The following is a 17399-nucleotide window of genomic DNA, read 5'->3' on the forward strand; positions in this document are numbered from 1 at the left end:
CCAGCTATCCTTTCTGCGTCTTATAGCCGACTTTAAGATGGGTACACCGAATCGAAGACTCATCATCGACGTGGGCAACTCCGGCCTCAAGGCCGCCTGCTTCGAAGGTGATGAAATGCAACCCCCGGTCGTACGGCACGCTGCCGGCGACTGGGAAGCAATCGATGCGATGGTGACCAACCTTGGGGTGAATTACATCATCTATTCCACCGTGGCAAACGTGCCATCCGAACGGTGGACGGATAAATGGAAACAGCAGGGAATACTAGTTTTTGCCCTCGACCGCGATCGACCGCTGCCGTTCGCCTCCGACTATCGAACGCCGGAGACGCTCGGGCAAGATCGTATCGCGGCCGTCGCCGGCACCCTTGGCGCTTTTCAAACGGCTCGCCTGGTCGTCGATGCGGGCAGCTGCGTAACCTTTGACCTCGTCGATGCCAACGACCGCTACCGCGGCGGCAACATCAGTCCGGGCGTAGGAATGCGCCTGCGGGCCATGCACGAGTTTACCGCTCGCCTGCCCCTGGTGGAAGTCGGGAATCCGGACGCCACCCTGGGCCGGAGCACCGGGGAAGCCCTCCGTAACGGAGGCGTACTCGGCGTCGTCTGCGAAACTGAAGGCCTTTACCACCGCCTGGCTAAAGAACACGATGGCTTGCAGCTGGTACTGACCGGTGGCGATGCTCCGCTTTTACTGCCCTGTTTTTCCGTTTCCTGTTTACACTACCCCAACTTGGTCCTGCGTGGACTCAATCAAATACTGTCAACTTATGTCAACGCGTCTTAATTATTCAAGTCTGCTCCCCTTTGCCCTGCTGCTGGGACTGCTCGCTACCGGCGACGCAGTGTTCGCTCAGGTTGCTTCGAGCACCGACTTCGTTGACATTCGTCCCAAACAGAACAGTCCGCTCAGCCGCTTCGGCCTGGGCGATCCGATGGACCAGGTTCACGCCGCCGCGGCCGGGATGGGAGGTTTACAAAGTACCTACCAGGACGCCTACCACCTGAACCTGCTCAATCCGGCCAGTCTGGCCAGTCTGCAGGCCACCAGCTTTGAGATTGGTCTTTACGGCCGGGCTTCCAATCTGGAAGACGCCAACGGATCGGCTACCGCTTATCAGGGTAACCTGCGGTACCTGGCCCTGGGCTTTCCCCTGCGCAACCCGATCAACCTCAGTCTCGAGCGTCAACTGAACTCCTGGAACGGAGGAATGGCCTTTTCCCTGGCCCCCACCACCCTGGTCGGGTACGACCTGGAGCTGAAGGGATTCGACGAGAACGCCGGCCCCACCTCCAACATGCTGAAGGGTACCGGAGGTGCCTACCGCTTTACCTGGTCCACCGCCCTGCGGTACCGGGGCCTGAGCGGGGGCGTGAACGTCAACTACAACTTCGGCAAACTGACCAATAGCCGCATCCTGATCTTCGATAGTATCCCCGAGGCCCTGGCCACGGAATTTCTGGACGAGATCAGCCTCAGCGGCCTCAACCTGGGCTACGGCGTACAGTACGCCTTTAACTTCACCGACCTTAACAAGGAGGGACTGAAGGTGCCGAATGGCAAACGGATCATCGTGGGCGTGAACGGCCGGTTGGGGGCTACGGTGAATTCCGAGTCCAGCCTCCTGTTCCGCAAATTCAGTCCGGGAGCCAACGTGTCCGTCCGCGACACCGTACGCTACGAAGAGAATATCGCCGGCGAGGTGGACCTTCCCGCCAGCTACAATGTCGGTCTGGCCTTCGAAGACGCCGACCGCCTCTACATCGGCGCGGAATACGGTCGGGAATCATACGGAAGCTACCGCAACACCGCCCAGCCAGAGACGCTGGCCGACGCAAGCCGCATGGCCGTGGGCGTCCAGTATATTCCGAACGCCACCTCTTACAACAACTACTGGAAGCGCGTCCGCTACCGCTTCGGTGCTCGCATGGAAGACGATCCGCGCGTCATCAGCGGGGAGCAGGCGAGGCGCAACGCCGTTACGCTCGGAGTAGGATTACCGATACAATTGCCACGACAGCAAGTCTCTTTTCTTGATGTTGCCGTCGAATATGGTAAATTTGGGGTCCCGGACATCCTGGACGAGACCTATGTACAACTTACGCTGGGATTCAGTTTGAACGACAATTCCTGGTTCTTTAAACGCAAACTCAATTAAACCAAATATGCAAACGATCATCCGCACTTTAGCGCTGATGCTGGTATTCTGCGGCTCCGTCTCGGTTGCCAGCGCCCAGTGTGTGACCTGGGTCGACTCCCCCCAAAAGGAGCAGGCAGAGAACGCACACGTCGCTTACCGCAACTTAGTAAAGAACATGACGGCCGAAGAACTCGCCGCGCTTCCCGAAGCGGAGTTCAATGATGCTTTCAAGAACTGGCAGAAGGCCTACGACATCGCCCCGGCGGCCGACGGTAACCGTCCCTTCCATTACCGCGACGGTCGTCTCTTCTACAAGGCCATGCGCCAGAAGGCTACCGATGATGCCAAGAAGCAGGAATACACCGACATGATCTTCAAGCTCTACGACCAGGAGCTGGAATGCTACCCCAAGTACGAAGCTTTCCTGCTCGGCCGCAAGGGCTCTGACATGTTCTACCTCTCGGGCTACAGCGAAGACGCCATCAATGTGCTCGAAAAGGCCATTGAAACCGGGGGCAACGAAACCGAATACGTGGTACTGGCCCCCCTCGGCAAACTGCTTAATTACTACTTCAAGGAAGAAGTGATCGACAACGCCCGCGTCCGGGAACTGTACGACAAGGCCGTCAAGGTAGCCGATTACAATATCGAGAACAACGCCACCTACTCGACCTACTACCAGGCCGGTAAGGATAACCTCGAGTCGGATATCCTGGAATTTGCCGACGAGATCTTCGACTGCGATTACTTCAAGGAACTGCTGCTGCCCAAAGTGGAAGAGAACCGCGACAGCCTCGATATCCTCAAGTACATCGTCACCAAACTGAAGGCCCAGGGTTGTGACAGCACCGACGCCGACGTGGCGCGCGTGCAGGGCATCTATGACGCCCTCTACGCCACCAAGGCCGAAGAGTACGAAGCCGAACGGATCCGCCTGAACCCCGCCTACGGTGCTTCGGTAGCTTACGAGGAGGAGCGCTACAGCGACGCCGTCGACCTGTACGAACAGGCCATTGCCAAGACCGACGATAACGACAAGAAGGCCCAGTACGCCTACCAGATCGCCCAGATCCAGTTGGGTAAACTCGGCCAATACGGCAGCGCCCGCCAGAACGCCAACCGTGCTGCCCAGTACAACTCCGGCTGGGGTAAGCCCTACATTCTCATCGGCGACCTTTACGCCCGGATGAGCAGTGGCTGTGGTGACGCCTGGGAACAGCGACTGGCTGTACTCGCCGCCATCGACAAGTACAACTACGCCAAGAGCATCGACTCCGAAGTAGCCGGTGACGCCAACCGCCGCATCGCCAACTACCGCAGTTCCATGCCGATCCGCGCCGACGCCTTCCAGCGCGGCCTGGAAGAAGGTGCACGCCTCTCCGTAGGCTGTGGAATCGGAGAAACCGTAACCCTCCGCTTCTAACCGAATCCTTGGTTTATTGCGGCAAAGCCCGTCCGACGCAAGTCGGGCGGGCTTTGTTGATGGTAGACCCGCCAGACCGGGCCTACGGCCGACTTTTGGGGGAGGCTGCGGGGCGCCCCGCCGTATTTTGCGTAAATAGTCGATAAATTGTCGGGACTGGTCGAGCAAGGCAAACCATGCGCGCCCCGTGGGCCTTTTTACACCACAACAGGATCGTTATCTTTGACGACGGCCCTTAAATGATACCGGATATGGATGCACCACAGATGAAACCGAAGTCTTTTTGGCAACGCCCCGAGGGGGTTACCGGATTGCTTTTCCTGGTCGCCCTGGTAGGCGTGCTGGGCTTTGTACTGGTCTCCTTCGGGTCGGCCATCCTGAGCTTCATCAGCACCACGATCGGCCTGGTAGTCGCCGGCCTGATCCTGCTCGCCCTGCTGTACATGATCTTCGACCCGAAGATGCGCAACCTCGTGTTCTACATGTACAAAAGCGTGATGCGGGCCATTACCGGGTTATTCGTTCAGATCGATCCCATCGGGATCCTCAAAACATACGTCGATGAACTGCAGGGCAACCTGCGGAAGATGAACAAACAGATCAGCCAGCTGCGCGCCCAGATGCACAAGCTGAAGGAAGTAATCGTCAACAACGAACGGGAGATCAGCAGCAACCTCAAGATCGCTGGCAAGGCCAAGGAAACCAACAAGCGCAACGTGATGATCCTTAAGAGCCGCCGCGCCGGCCGCCTGAAGGACAGCAACATCAAACTCGAGGAGCTCTACAAGAAAATGGAGGTGCTCTACCGGGTACTGACCAAAATGTACGAGAACAGCGCCATCCTGGCCGAGGACATCCAGGACCAGGTAGCTGTCAAGGAACAGGAACGCAAGGCCATCCACGCCAGCCACGGTGCCATGCAATCGGCCATGAGCATCATCCAAGGTGACCCCGACCAGCGGGCCATGTTCGACATGGCCATGGAGAACATCACCGAAGACGTGGCCAATAAGGTCGGTGAGATGGAGCGCTTCATGGAGGTTTCGGCCAACTTTATGGATTCGGTCGACCTGCAGAACGGCGTCTTCGAAGAGGAAGGCCTCAATATGCTGGAAGAATGGGAAAAGGAGTCCAATTCCCTGCTTCTCGGTGAGGAAAAGTCGAACCTGCTGCTCCAGGCCAATAATGACAGCGAGGTGCTCGACCTCGACGCCCCGATGCCGGAACGGGCCAAGAAAACGGGAGGAGCGAATCAGTACGACTCTTTCTTCAACTAGTAGATGCGGCGACTTCCCCCTATCAGCTACGCCATCATCGCTTATATGCTGCTGGCCTTCGGCTGGTGGTGCATCCTCCTCCTGCGCAAGAACGAAGAGGCCCACATCGCCCGGGTCGACAAACTGGCCATCGAACTGGCCGTACAGAAACGCATCGACCAGCCGGCCGACTTCCGCCTCACGGAGAACTACGCACAACTCACCGAGCGCTTCGAACGACAGCAGCGCATGATCCTGGGGGAAGCCCTCCTGCTCGTCCTCAGCCTGGTAGGCGGCATCTACCTGCTCTTCCGTCACCTGGGTAAGGAGATCAGCACCGCCGAGCAACAGCGGAATTTCCTCCTCAGCATTACCCACGAACTGAAGTCCCCCCTGGCCGGTATCCGGCTCATTCTCGAGACCTTCCAGCGGCGCCGGGAGCTCAAGCCGGAAATTCAGGAGAAGCTGGCCACCAACGCCCTGGCCGAGACCGACCGCCTCACCGCCCTGGTCAATGACCTGCTACTCAGCGCCAAGCTGGAGAGCATGTACCAGCTGAACCGGGAGCCCATCGATTTTGGGGCCCTGGTGCAGGACGCGGCCGATCGCGTAGTGATGAAGTACAAAGGAGCGAACGTACACGTCGACATCGAACCCGATATACCCCCGATCACCGGAGACCGCCCTGGCCTCACGAGCGTGGTGGTCAACCTCCTGGAGAACGCCGCCAAGTACAGTCAGCCCAGCCCCATCATCCATACCACCCTCCAGAAAGGAGGCGAAAGCGAGATCGTATGGACGGTGAAGGACAACGGGATGGGCATCCCAGACCGCGAGAAAAACCGGGTCTGGTCCAAGTTTTACCGCGTCGGAAACGAAGACACCCGCAGCACCAAGGGCACCGGCCTGGGCCTCTTCATCGTACGCCAGATCATCGATAAACACGACGGACAGATCGAGCTCACGGACAACCAGCCGCGGGGCACGGTGTTCCGGGTGTATCTACCCGTTAATTGAATTACTACATGCAGACCACCCCCCTTACCGAAACCCACCGCCGCCTTGGCGCCAAACTTGTTGATTTCGCCGGCTTTGAAATGCCACTTTCCTATACCTCCCTCAAGGAGGAGCACCAGGCGGTACGCGAGGCCGCGGGCATCTTTGACGTCTCCCACATGGGGGAGTTCATCGTCCGGGGCGCCGGAGCGCAGGAGCTGGTCCAGTACGTTACCAGCAATGATGTGCGGAAGCTGTCCCCCGGCCAGGCCCAGTACAGCTGCCTGCCCCGCCCCGAAGGGGGCATCGTGGACGACCTCCTGGTATATCACCTGCCAGCCAGTGCCCGCATGGGCATGAGTGCCGAGCACCCCAGTTATATGCTCGTGGTGAACGCCGGCAACATTCAGAAGGACTGGGACTGGATCAACAACCACAACAGCTTCGGGGCCGAGCTCATCGACATCAGCGACCACACCGCCCTCTTGGCCGTCCAAGGTCCCAAGGCCGCGGAGATCCTTCAGCCCCTCACGGACACCGATCTGGCGGCTATCCCGTACTATCACTTCGTGCGCGGGAACCTGGCGGGCATCGACAACGTCCTGATCTCGGCCACCGGTTACACGGGATCTGGAGGGTTCGAACTCTACCTCGACGCCGATCACGCCGGCAAGGCCTGGGAAGCGATCCTCCAGGCCGGCAAACCCCACGGCCTGCTGCCCGCCGGTCTTGGGGCCCGCGATACCCTGCGACTGGAGAAGGGCTACTGCCTCTACGGCAACGATATCGACGATTCAACCTCCCCGCTGGAGGCCGGTCTGGGATGGATCACCAAATTGCAGGGCGACGATTTCATTGGCAAGGATTACCTGGTCCGGCAAAAATCGGAGGGCATAAGCCGTCGACTCGTTGCCTTCCGAGTGCACGACCGCCGGGCACCGCGCCACGGCTACCCCATCCTCAACGAAAACGGTGATCGCATCGGGGAAGTGACCAGCGGTACCCATGCGCCGAGCCTTGATTATCCAATGGGCATGGGCTACGTCAAAACTGGGTACCATACCACCGGCACCCCACTGCAAATCGACCTGGGACGCAAGACAATGAAAGCGGAGGTAATCAAGCTCTAGCCTACCCCGTCCAACGGGTGGTCGGTTGGACGGTCCCCCCACGGTCCAACGGGTGGTGCGTTGGACGGTCCCCCCACGGTCCAACAGGTGGTCGGTCCCACCGGGTCCCTAAAAAACCCGATCTTCCACCATCACCCCCGCGATAATGATCATTTACAAGTCCAACGGCAGCTGGTTCGGCCACGTTTCCCACCTCACCACCAGCTACACCATGCGCCGCATCCTCCTGGCCGTCGGCCTGCTGGGAGTATACTCCGTAGTGGTCATCGCCACCATCAAGTTCCTGGACCTGCACCGCTACCTGCAGGTCGATAGCACGGTATTCTCGCTGCTGGCGGTAATCCTTTCCATCTTTCTCGGTTTCCGCACCACCACCGCCTACGACCGCTGGTGGGAGGCCCGCAAGCAATGGGGTGCCCTGGTCAACAACTGCCGCAATATGGCCATCTACGTCGACAGTATGTGGCCCCCCAGCGATCTGGAGATCCGCCACTTCATGGCCAAAAACATCGCCAACTTCTGTCTGTCGCTCACCGAGCACCTGCGAAAGGGTACCCAGCTCGACCGGCTGGTCTACCTCTCCGAGGAAGAGGAAGGCTACTACGCCACGAAAGATCATATCCCCAACTTCATCGCACTGCGCATCTACCAGCGCATCGCCGAAGCCCACCGCGAGGGCACCATCAACGAAGGGGACTACATCAACATCAAGGCCCAGCATCAAAGCCTGCTGGACATTCTGGGGGCCTGCGAGAGGATCAAGAAAACCCCCATCCCCTTCAGCTACGCGGTCTACCTCAAGGTATTCGTGACGGCCTACGCCGTGCTGCTGCCCTTCGGATTGTCGGAGCAGTTCGGTTGGGGCACTATACCCCTCACCATGCTGATCGCTTTCGCCCTGATCGGCGTGGAACTGATGGGGGAGGAGATCGAGGACCCCTTCGGACTCGACTGCAACGACCTGCCCACCGGCGACATCGCCCACACCATCAAGCGCAACGTTTTCGAATTGCTCGAGGACCGCGCCCCGGCCGAGGAGCACCGGCGGGAAGAGTACGAAAAGGTATTTTAGGTGCCTCGTCGGACCACTTAAGTCGTCTGACCACTACGCCAGCGGACCAGCCTGAGCCCCCGCCCCCGCCCCGCCGCCTACGTTCGTCGAATCTTTCCAAGGCGTGCTCGAAGGAAATTGCGCTTTCAGTGTCTAAGATACGATATTAGTATCCTAACGTTGAAAGTCGCTTAAACAGTTGATTGTCAACGTGCAACCCCGGCCATTACCCGCCGTCTTTTCACTACGCACCCGACAATTACCTGCACCATGTTACGCTCTTCCTTCCTTTTGATCTTGCTGGTTTTCTGCACCGTATCGCTGTCCGCCAAGAAGGGAGAAAGCCTCTTCGACCGCTGGAGCCGGACGGAACGCAAGGCCATAGACATCTACCTGGACCTCGATACCCTGCTCGCGAACCGCAATACGGTGAACGTGATGCGCGGTACCGTAGTCGACAGCGGACAATTCTTCGGAGTGGACATCACCGTTCGCGGACGGTTCCGGCGCCGCACCTGCGCCCTGCCGCCCATGATGCTGCAATTTGACAAGGACCCCCTGGTACTGGCCGGCCTCAACACCCACAACGACTACAAGCTGGTGACCCCCTGTACCGAAGACGAAGCCGGACAGGAAGCCATCCTGCGCGAAGACCTCGCCTACGAACTGTACCATACGGTCAACCCCACGGCCAGCTACCGTACCCACCTGCTCACGATCACCTACCACAATACCGCCGACGGCAGCAGCTTCACCAGCTACGGCCTGATAATCGAAGACACCGACGAGCTTAAGGACCGCCTCGACGCCTACAACTGCGAGGAGTGCTACAACCAACCGGTGGCCAACTTTACCAACGCCGAAACCGTAGCCCTCTTTCAGTACATGATCGGCAACGCCGACTACAGCACCAGCCTGGTCCGCAACCTGAAACTGATGCGCTCGGACGACGGCCACCTTACCGCCGTGCCGTACGATTTCGACTTCAGCGGTCTGGTCAATCCAAGCTACGGACTGCTCGTGCACCCCGATCAGCAGTTCATGACGGACCGCGTCTGGATCTGGGAGTTCGAGGCCGACCCCGACCTTGAGCAGGCCGTACTCGACTACGCCCTCTACGAAGAGGAAATGCTGCAGCAGGTGGCCGACTACGAAGGACTGGGCGAAGAGAGCAAGCGGGAGATCACCCGCTACCTCAAAAGCTTCTTCCGGCAACTGAAGAACGGCCGGATTGGCGGTTAATCGGCTACCTTCGTCCCATGGACGCCGCCCGCCTCTTGCTGTATTATTTCCCCGCGGGCCTGATGGCCGTCAGTCTCCTGGCGGCCATCGGTATTGGGGGGCTGTTCTTCCTCAAGGGCAGCGGCGACCGGCGGGCCAACTGCCTTTACGGGGCACTCCTGCTGGCCGGGGGCTTTACGCAGCTCCATTTTTTGTTCCTGTTTTCGGGGCTTACGGAGGTGCGGCCGCAGCTTGAGTTCCTCCCGATTTACTTCACTTTGTGGCTGCCGGTACTGCTGTTCCTGCACGTGAAGATCAGCCTGTACCCTCGCTACCGCCTGCGGGTAGGGGATCTGAAGCACTTCATCTTCCCCGTGGCGCAGCTGCTGTTCTTTATCGGCATCTGGTTGGTCCCGGAATTTCGGCGACCGGAGGGTAGGTACTTCTACAGCCCCTTCTACGGTGGGCTCGAGCAGGCCCTTTACCTCATCATTTGGCCGGCCTACATCATCTTCGCCTACCAGTACCTGCGGCGCAAGCGCGCGCAACTCGGCCGCCGCTCCCTGCCCCGTTTGCTTTGGTACCTGCGCAAGCTGCTGAAGGGGAGTATGCTCTTTGTTATTGCCTACGCCATCCTGGCCGTCAGTGATTTTATCAGTTACAACTATTTTTTCGTGGACATGCGGAGCCAGGACTGGTACGCCGGCGCCCAGTCGCTCACCTATACCGTCCTGCTGCTGTGGCTCACCACCTACGGCTTTCAGGTGCTGCTGTGGGGTCGGCGCCTGCTGCGGTCGGGGGGGTGAAGGATATTCTTGGCTATATTTCTGCACTAAAAAAGTAAGGATATGCCACTCGACCGCCGTGAATTTTTCCAAACCTCCCTGGGCACCCTGGCCGCTACCGTTTTGCCGGGGGCGCTGCACGCGGGTGCCGTATCTGCCACGAAGGAGACCCTGTCGGTGGGCGTTATCGGCAGCGGACTGCGCGGACAGAGCCACATAGGCGAACTGCTGGGTCAGCCGGGCGTGTCGGTTACCGCCATTGCCGACATCGATCCGGAGATGGTGCGGCGCACCAAGGAAATATTCACCAAAGCGGGACTTTCCCAACCCACGGTCTACGACCAGGGCCCCACGGACTACAAGCGGCTGCTGGCTGAATCCGGCGTAGACGCCGTGATCATCGCCACACCCTGGCAGTGGCATACGGTGATGGCGGTCGACGCCATGCACGCCGGTAAGTATACCGGACTGGAAGTGGGGGGCGCCTTCAGCATCGACGAGTGCTGGGAGCTCGTGCGCGCCCACGAGCAAAGCGGCACCCACCTGTTTTTTCTGGAGAACGTCTGCTACCGCCGCGACGTCATGGCCGTGCTCAATATGGTACGCCAGGGCCTCTTCGGCGAGCTCCTGCACCTGGAAGGGGGCTACCAGCACGACCTGCGCGCGGTGAAGTTCAACGACGGCAAGTCGGCTTACGGCAACGGCGTAGAGTTCGGGGAAAAGGCCTTCCACGAAGCCCGGTGGCGTACACGACATTCCCAGTACCGGAACGGCGACCTCTATCCCACCCACGGACTCGGACCCGTAGCGAATATGATCGACATCAACCGTGGCAACCGCCTGGTCGGGCTCACCTCCATGGCTACCAAGTCGCGCGGCCTGCACAAGTACGTGGTGGAGCAGGGCGGCGCCGACCACCCCAATGCCAAGGTGGAATTCGCCCTGGGTGATATCGTCACCACTATGATCTCCACCCAGAACGGCGAGACGGTGGTGCTCCACCACGACACGAACTCGCCGCGACCTTACAGTCTCGGTTTCCGGGTACAGGGAACGCAGGGACTGTGGATGGACGTCAACGACTCCCTCCACCTGGAAGGCACCTCCCCCGCCCACCAGTGGGAGCCCGCCGCGAAGTACCTGGAACGCTACGATCATCCCTACTGGAAGAAAGACGGGGAGATCGCCGCCGGAGCGGGACACGGGGGGATGGATTACTTCCTCATTAAGGACTTCGTCCGGGTAGCCAAGGCCAACAGCCGGCCCCCGATCGACGTATACGACGGCGCTACCTGGCTGGCCGTTACGCCGCTGTCGGAGCAGAGCGTGGCCACGGGGGGCACGCTGCAGCTGTTTCCCGACTTCACGCGGGGGCGGTGGATGGAGCGCCCAGCGGACTTCGCTACCGCAGAATGGTAAGGCTGCCGCTGCGGACCAATTCTTCCTCATTGCAGCGATAGACAAGTCGGTAGAGCAACACTCCCGGGCTTACCGGCTGTCCCTGGAACTCGCCGTCCCAGCGGGCGAAGGGATCCGTGGTGGCAAACAAGCGTCCGCCGTAACGGTCGTATATCTCGAAGCTAATCAGTTGGGAGACGGCAAAGGGATTGGAAATGCCGAAGGTTTCGTTGAGCTCGGGGCCGATACCGTTGGGCGTAAAGGCCTTCGGCAGGAAGACCTCATTGCAGCGCAGGGAGTCGGGATTGATCACCCGGATGACCATACTGTCGCGGGCAATACAGCTGCTGATGTCGTCGCTGATGGCCACCTCATAGGTCAGCCGGCCCTCCTCGGTGGGGGTGATTACCGGCTCGGCGTCGGTGGGGGAGACCACCCCGGTAGTGGGTGTCCAGGAAAAGGCGGTGCCGCAGTTGCTGCGCAGGTCGACCTGGATGCTTTGCCCCAGGAAGATCTGTCCCGGCTGGGATACGATCCGGTCGGTGGCCCGGTACAGTTGGCGCACCTCGGTGGAGGGCAGGGCGCGGTTGAACAGTCGTACCTCATCGATCAGTCCGCGGAAGTTGCCTTCCCCGGCTCCGTAGCAGGGGGCCGCCCCGATCAGCAGGTCGCCGGTGTTGTCGATGTCGAGCCGGGCGGAACTGCTCTGAGAGGCAACGGCTTGCCCGTTCAGGTATAGGGTCACTGCGGTAGCCTCGCGGGTGAGGGTGACGTGCTGGAAGCAGGAGGCGTTGTCGATCACGTGGGTCAGGGTGACTACCACGTTGCCCTGCTGCAGCTGAGCGGTGAGGCGTCGGCCGGCGGGGGCGTAGCGTACGAAGAGACGGTTGTCGCCACAGGCGCTGTCGCGCTTCGCGATCAGGTACTGCTCCGCACTTCCCCCATCGATGCTTTTGAAGTAGAGGCTGAGGCTGAAGTCGTTGTCGTCGAAAATGCGGTTTACGTTGTTGGAGCCCCCCCCGGGGATGCGGACGTAGTCGCCGGCGGCGGTCAGCAGGATCGCTTCGCCCTGGGCCCCACAGTCGTAGTCGACCGCCCCTTCCGGTACACCCAGGTTGCCGGCGTCGCCGGTGGCGTCGCCGAGATTGCCCTCGAAGGGGTAGCTGGCAGTGAGGCCCAGGCTGACCTGGGCGAATAGCGACAGCGGGAGGCAGCAAAGCAGGCAAAGGAAGAGTCGCATGGGCGGTGGGGAAGTGATCGGAAGGGCGAAGATACAGCAATTGAGGAGGCGACCCGAAGCAAGGAAGGTTGCGGACTCAAGTCTTAATTTTTGACGGCGGGCGAACATATTCCCGAAATTTTGGCTGTATAGACGATATTCATTAACAAATCAAACACACGCCTTATGACTGGCATATTAATCTGGATTCTCTTGGGTCTCATTGCCGGCGCGCTGGCGAAATGGATCATGCCCGGACCCGACCCCGGTGGGTGGGTCGTAACCATCCTCATCGGCATCGTTGGTGCCGTAATCGGCGGCTTCCTAGGCGGAGCCCTCGGACTGGGTGGAACCGGAGATCTGAGCCTTGGCTCGATCGCACTTTCCGTTCTCGGTGCCCTTATTTTGCTGTTTCTGTACCGAAAACTGGCCTAGCACCACGATATTTTTGAAGAAAACGGCCTTTTCGCACTAGCGGAAAGGTCGTTTTTGTTATTTAGACGTAAATATTGACTTCCGTGGCGCTACGCATCGTTCAAATCACAGATCTTCATCTCCTCTCCCCCGGTGAACAGCTCATGGGGCTGGACGTGGAAGCCAGGTTTGAGGCCGTACTTACGGCCGCTCTCAAGCACCACCCCGACGCATTTTGTTTCACCGGAGACTTCTGCGCCGACGAACCGGTGCGCGCCGTTTACGAACGGCTCCGGCCCCGCTTCGATGCGCTCGATCTTCCGTACTACCTTACCGCCGGCAACCACGACGACCGCCGCATGATCCGGGAAGTATTTGACACGCCCGGTCGGGATGACGAACCGGTGTACGGCCCCGTCCGCATCAAGGACCGTACGCTCCTGTTCCTGGATACCAGTCCGGGCATCACCGACGGCGGCCAGCTCGATTGGTTCGAGAAGGCCGTGCGCGATCACCCCGAAGCGCCGATATTCATGCACCACCCCCCGATCAAAATGGGCGTCCCCTTCATGGACGGAAAATACCCCCTGCGTGATACGGACCGGCTCGTGGACATTCTCACGGCCGACAACGCGCGTCGCCGCGTGTTTTGTGGGCACTACCACACCCCCCGCCTGGTGAGCCAGGACCAGCTGGATGTCTTTCTGTGTCCGCCCACCAGCTTCTTCATCCAACCCTGCGAAGGCGAATTCGCCCTGGCCGACCACGAGCCGGGCTTCTTTCTGCTGGAGTGGGCCGACGGTGGCGACTTCCGCTGCGTGGAGTACCAGGTGCACCTCAACGGCAAGGCGAAGAAACTTCGCCGACGCTAGGCGGTTTACAAAAATGTACTTCCGCTTGTGGGATTATCCGGGCGTGCCTATATTTGCGGCCGCTAAAGTTACCCAGACCCATGGTGTAATTGGCAACACAACAGATTTTGGTTCTGTCGTTCAAGGTTCGAGTCCTTGTGGGTCTACACTAGCAACCAAGAAAGCCCCTGACTATCACTTAGTTGGGGGCTTTTCTGTTTCCCGGGGGGGGCAAAAAGGGGAACAAATAGCGATTTCGAAACGGTTTTCCCCACCGATTATGGGCGGCTCCACCCCAAGGATGCGGCTGCACGGAAGAAAGCCTCTGACCTTGCCTGACAGGCTCTAAGGTGGCGTGAATACGCCTTGGTAAACTCCCCTCGGTAAAATTTTCTCCGACCTTGTGGCCATTCAGGCACTGGGCCACATCCCCGCCAAGGAGTTTTCGCTTCTGCCTGACTTTGGTAGATGGCGTTCGGGTAGGCTTTCCGGCTGTAGAAGTAACCCCGAGAGAAGTACAACACCCGGCATCTACTCCCCGTGGCCGGACACACAAACCTTTCCCCGCCCAGACTCCAGGTTGCTGGGCTGGCCGACCGGCCGATGCTTACAACTTCCTGGCGGCCGGTAGTAGTCCGGTGGGTGATCTGAAACGTACCCGTGTCTCCCTCAACGAGAATAGCTACGTGCATACCGGCAACCGGCCGTCCATTCTGATACCATTGGATCGTGCCACCGATGGGCTGCCCGTCGATGAGGTATTTTCGGTCGATAAGAACCCCTAGCGGCAGATTGAGTGGCCCGTGGTATGGCGTGACACCTTGGAGGAAACTACGACGGTCATACTCCGAATTCTAAGCACCCCATCACCTAAATTGTAGGGCTAATGATGGGCGACCTTCATAATTGTTGGTCGTAGCTGCAACTGATGGCGCCACCATCGGTCATCGACTTGTGAGTTAGATGAGCACTGCTAAGGCCATAACTGAAAATAACTAATTGCCTTAACTCAGTCAGTTGCTTGTTCTGCTTCTATCGGATCATGCCAGCGCTAGGCTATCGACTACAAACAATTCCAGTGTCGAGTATTTGGTTCAGATTGGCTTTTATTTTTTCCGGTCCTTTCAACAATGTTTTTTCGGCCCTAACCTTTTTTAGACCAAACTTTGGCTTTTACCTCAGTTACTTCTACCGTGTCCACTTTACAAAAGGTCGCGTAAGTTTACTAACAATTCTTTGTAGGCCCTAAATTCTTCCACATAATAAGTTTGCAGTTCAGGAGGGGCAACACTATGTGCCTTAAGGATGCGATTGAAGGCGGCAGGTAGTGCAACCACCTGCTTTCGAATCTGCTCTGTCTGCTCAATTGCGACCTTTTTTTGGAAATGAGCGTACTTGAGTTCCTTCTCTAGTTCCTCAAATTGGTCGGCAAGTTCCCGCAGGATGAGCGGCGCTTTCTGCCCCTGGGGTATGAGATCCCCCACCCGCTTATTGCGCAGGTCGTGGAGCTGGTCGGGGATGGCCGCGCCCACTTCGTCTTCGAGCTGGGTCAGTTCGTCATAGGGCGTTCCGGCTTCCATGAGGACGCGCTTGACGCCGGGCCAGCCGTACCCGCCGAGGTTGCGCAGGAAGAACCGGGCGATGCGGTACACGTCGGCCCCGCCCAATGTGGTCACGGTTTCGTCGGGGTCTTTCTCTAAGCGGTTGTAACTGCGCCGCGCGGTCTGGAAGGCGGTCTTGTTGTCCATCCCAGGGTAGGCAGCGTTCATTTTTCGCTCATAGGCCCGGATGAAGAATTTCCCTTCCGCGATGGGACTACGCTGGTGGTCCTTCATTGCTGCTTCGATGAGGTCATTAATTACGCGGATGTTGCGCACCTTATCTTCCTCTAATCGTGCATCATCAATTCGTATCATATTCGGGCTGAAAAACAAATAGGTAGTGTTATTCTTGTGAACAATCGTAAATATAACATTAAGGCTAAAACGGCGCGATATTTGCTTGCTAGGTTCAAAGTAATCTTGGGGTGCTTTTTCCCCCTTCTGTCCACTTCCTTTTTTATCAGTATTGCAATGAGGCTTGATAGGCTATCAATTCATCGGTTTTGTAAACAGGGGGTGCACCCTAACTGCACGACTGAACTGATAAGATACTTCCTCTCAGTTGCTCCATGTCAACACTTTGGCGCATGATCCCAAAACATATCGCATTTTGCTTCCGTATCAACGCCAAGGTTCGAAACGAATTAAATCTTTTCGCATCCGCCGAAAATAGGCCTTTATATTACTTCGACTTTCCACGCCATGAGGCCAAGTTGGTTAGTTGAAATTCAAGCGGCTCTTTATTTCAGCTCATCGGGTTTGACTCGGCCGGTGCCTGGGAGATCCCTGTGGTGGTATACTGATCGTGAACTGGTTTGGGACGGGCATGTTATAGGGGACTATGGCGTTACAACTCATGCAGGAAGAGTAGAAACTGCTACGGGTACAACAGAACGTGGCGGGCCTGACCAAGCGGCGCTACCGCAAGGTCACGGTGCTCATCATGCGCCACCAGGGGCACTCGGCGGCGGTGATTGAGGCGGCCCTGGGGCTGGACGATAACACCATCTACCGCTACGAGCAGGCCTACCATCAAATGGGCTTGGAGCGTTTTCTCGACGACCACTACGTGGCCTACGCCGGTCGGCTTTCCGAAGAACAGGAACAGGCTCTGGCCCCTCACCTGAACGACTACCTGTACCCCGACGCTAAGTCCATGGCTGCCTATGGGTATGAGCACTTTGGGGTGCCGTATAGCTCCGCGGGAATGACGGCTTTGCTCAAGCGGCTAGGCTTTGTGTACAAGAAGAGTAAGGCGGTGGCGGCCAAGTCGGACGAAGCCGCTCAGTGCCTCTTTGTGGAAGAACAGCTACCGGCGCTGCTGGAGGAAGCAGCACGCGGCGAGGCGGTGGTCTACTTTGCCGATGGCTGCCATCCCACCCACAATACCGAGACCAGCCGGGGCTGGATCCGCCGGGGGCAGGACTTTGTCATCGACTGCAACTCGGGCCGTAAGCGGGTTAACATCAATGCGGCCATCAACGCGCTTAAGCCGGAGCACCTAGTCTCCGACCTGATCGACTCAGTCAACGCTCAATCGATCCAGCGCCTGTGTCGGCAGTTGCTCAAAAAGCATCCCGGGCGGCAAAAGAAAATCTACCTGGTGTGCGACAACGGTAAGCGTCCGAGCAACTGCGTATAGTCTACGTCATTCCTCTTCCGTACTCGCCTTGGCCGGCGCCTCCACCCAGCGGTGCGGCAGGAGTTCATCCAGCCGGTTGACCGGATGATCGGGTATACGCTCGAGGATTTCGCGTAGCCAGGCCCGGGGGTTGACCTCCAGCCGCTGACAGCTGGCAAAGAAAGAATACAGCATCGCCGCCCGTCGCGCGCCCTCGTGCGAGCCGGCAAAGAGATAGTTCTTCCGGCCCAGGGCCAGGGGGCGGATGGAGTTCTCGATCAGGTTGTTGTCC

The 17399-nt window shown here is 58.6% G+C and carries 16 protein-coding genes and 1 tRNA gene; 14 read left to right on the forward strand and 3 right to left on the reverse strand.

Annotated elements, in window-relative coordinates:
- Positions 1-37 precede the first annotated feature (37 nt).
- The 10 genes from E4021_RS14405 to E4021_RS14450 all read left to right on the forward strand — a co-directional run bounded on the left by E4021_RS14405 (position 38) and on the right by E4021_RS14450 (position 11422).
- Positions 38-787, forward strand: a complete 750-nt coding sequence (locus E4021_RS14405) for a type III pantothenate kinase (protein WP_136460076.1) — start codon at positions 38-40, stop codon at positions 785-787.
- The gene (locus E4021_RS14410; protein ID WP_136460077.1) at positions 771-2159 is read left to right on the forward strand and encodes a hypothetical protein; all 1389 of its coding nucleotides are present in this window, start codon (positions 771-773) and stop codon (positions 2157-2159) included. The genes E4021_RS14405 and E4021_RS14410 overlap by 17 nt, the downstream gene beginning before the upstream one ends.
- A gap of 7 nt (positions 2160-2166) precedes the next feature.
- A complete protein-coding gene (locus tag E4021_RS14415) occupies positions 2167-3564 on the forward strand; it encodes a tetratricopeptide repeat protein (RefSeq protein ID WP_136460078.1) in 1398 nt (465 codons plus the stop codon).
- 251 nt (positions 3565-3815) lie between these two features.
- The gene (locus E4021_RS14420) at positions 3816-4841 is read left to right on the forward strand and encodes a hypothetical protein (RefSeq protein ID WP_136460079.1); all 1026 of its coding nucleotides are present in this window, start codon (positions 3816-3818) and stop codon (positions 4839-4841) included.
- Between the two features lie 3 nt (positions 4842-4844).
- Complete coding sequence (locus tag E4021_RS14425) at positions 4845-5837, forward strand: sensor histidine kinase (RefSeq protein ID WP_136460080.1); 993 nt, start codon at positions 4845-4847, stop codon at positions 5835-5837.
- 8 nt (positions 5838-5845) lie between these two features.
- Positions 5846-6946 (forward strand): glycine cleavage system aminomethyltransferase GcvT, encoded by a 1101-nt coding sequence (gcvT, locus tag E4021_RS14430; RefSeq protein ID WP_136460081.1) that lies wholly within the window; start codon positions 5846-5848, stop codon positions 6944-6946.
- A gap of 145 nt (positions 6947-7091) precedes the next feature.
- The gene (locus E4021_RS14435) at positions 7092-8018 is read left to right on the forward strand and encodes a bestrophin family protein (RefSeq protein WP_136460082.1); all 927 of its coding nucleotides are present in this window, start codon (positions 7092-7094) and stop codon (positions 8016-8018) included.
- A 249-nt stretch (positions 8019-8267) separates the two neighbouring features.
- Entirely contained in the window at positions 8268-9239 is a 972-nt protein-coding gene (locus E4021_RS14440; RefSeq protein WP_136460083.1) for a hypothetical protein, read from the forward strand.
- Between the two features lie 17 nt (positions 9240-9256).
- Positions 9257-10024 (forward strand): hypothetical protein, encoded by a 768-nt coding sequence (locus E4021_RS14445; protein WP_136460084.1) that lies wholly within the window; start codon positions 9257-9259, stop codon positions 10022-10024.
- A 42-nt stretch (positions 10025-10066) separates the two neighbouring features.
- Positions 10067-11422: a Gfo/Idh/MocA family protein gene (locus E4021_RS14450; RefSeq protein WP_136460085.1), complete on the forward strand. Its 1356-nt coding sequence runs from the start codon at positions 10067-10069 to the stop codon at positions 11420-11422.
- On the opposite strand, the gene E4021_RS14455 is transcribed toward E4021_RS14450, so the two are convergent.
- The gene (locus E4021_RS14455) at positions 11406-12641 is read right to left on the reverse strand and encodes a LamG-like jellyroll fold domain-containing protein (protein WP_168797619.1); all 1236 of its coding nucleotides are present in this window, start codon (positions 12639-12641) and stop codon (positions 11406-11408) included. The two genes, E4021_RS14450 and E4021_RS14455, sit on opposite strands and share 17 nt — an antisense overlap.
- A gap of 165 nt (positions 12642-12806) precedes the next feature.
- Here E4021_RS14455 and E4021_RS14460 point away from each other — a divergent pair, with 165 nt between their 5' ends.
- From E4021_RS14460 to E4021_RS14470, 3 genes are all read left to right on the forward strand, one after another.
- Positions 12807-13055: a GlsB/YeaQ/YmgE family stress response membrane protein gene (locus tag E4021_RS14460; protein ID WP_099107113.1), complete on the forward strand. Its 249-nt coding sequence runs from the start codon at positions 12807-12809 to the stop codon at positions 13053-13055.
- Between the two features lie 83 nt (positions 13056-13138).
- Positions 13139-13906, forward strand: coding sequence for a metallophosphoesterase (locus E4021_RS14465; RefSeq protein ID WP_168797620.1), 768 nt, complete (start codon positions 13139-13141; stop codon positions 13904-13906).
- Between the two features lie 74 nt (positions 13907-13980).
- Positions 13981-14052, forward strand: a tRNA-Gln gene (locus E4021_RS14470).
- A 1035-nt stretch (positions 14053-15087) separates the two neighbouring features.
- Here E4021_RS14470 and E4021_RS14475 read toward each other — a convergent pair.
- Positions 15088-15801 carry a hypothetical protein gene (locus tag E4021_RS14475; RefSeq protein WP_136460088.1) on the reverse strand — a complete coding sequence of 238 codons (714 nt, stop codon included), beginning with the start codon at positions 15799-15801 and terminating at the stop codon, positions 15088-15090.
- Between the two features lie 580 nt (positions 15802-16381).
- Between E4021_RS14475 and E4021_RS14480 the strand changes: the two genes are divergently transcribed.
- On the forward strand, positions 16382-17128 hold the full coding sequence (locus E4021_RS14480; RefSeq protein ID WP_136460089.1) for an IS630 family transposase: 747 nt from the start codon (positions 16382-16384) through the stop codon (positions 17126-17128).
- Positions 17129-17134: 6 nt separating this feature from the next.
- On the opposite strand, the gene E4021_RS18300 is transcribed toward E4021_RS14480, so the two are convergent.
- Positions 17135-17399, reverse strand: a 265-nt coding sequence (locus tag E4021_RS18300; protein WP_136460090.1) for a transposase domain-containing protein, incomplete at its 5' end; no start/stop codon positions are given.

This window comes from Neolewinella litorea, assembly GCF_004803465.1.
In the GTDB taxonomy this organism is placed as follows: Bacteria; Bacteroidota; Bacteroidia; order Chitinophagales; family Saprospiraceae; genus Neolewinella; species Neolewinella litorea.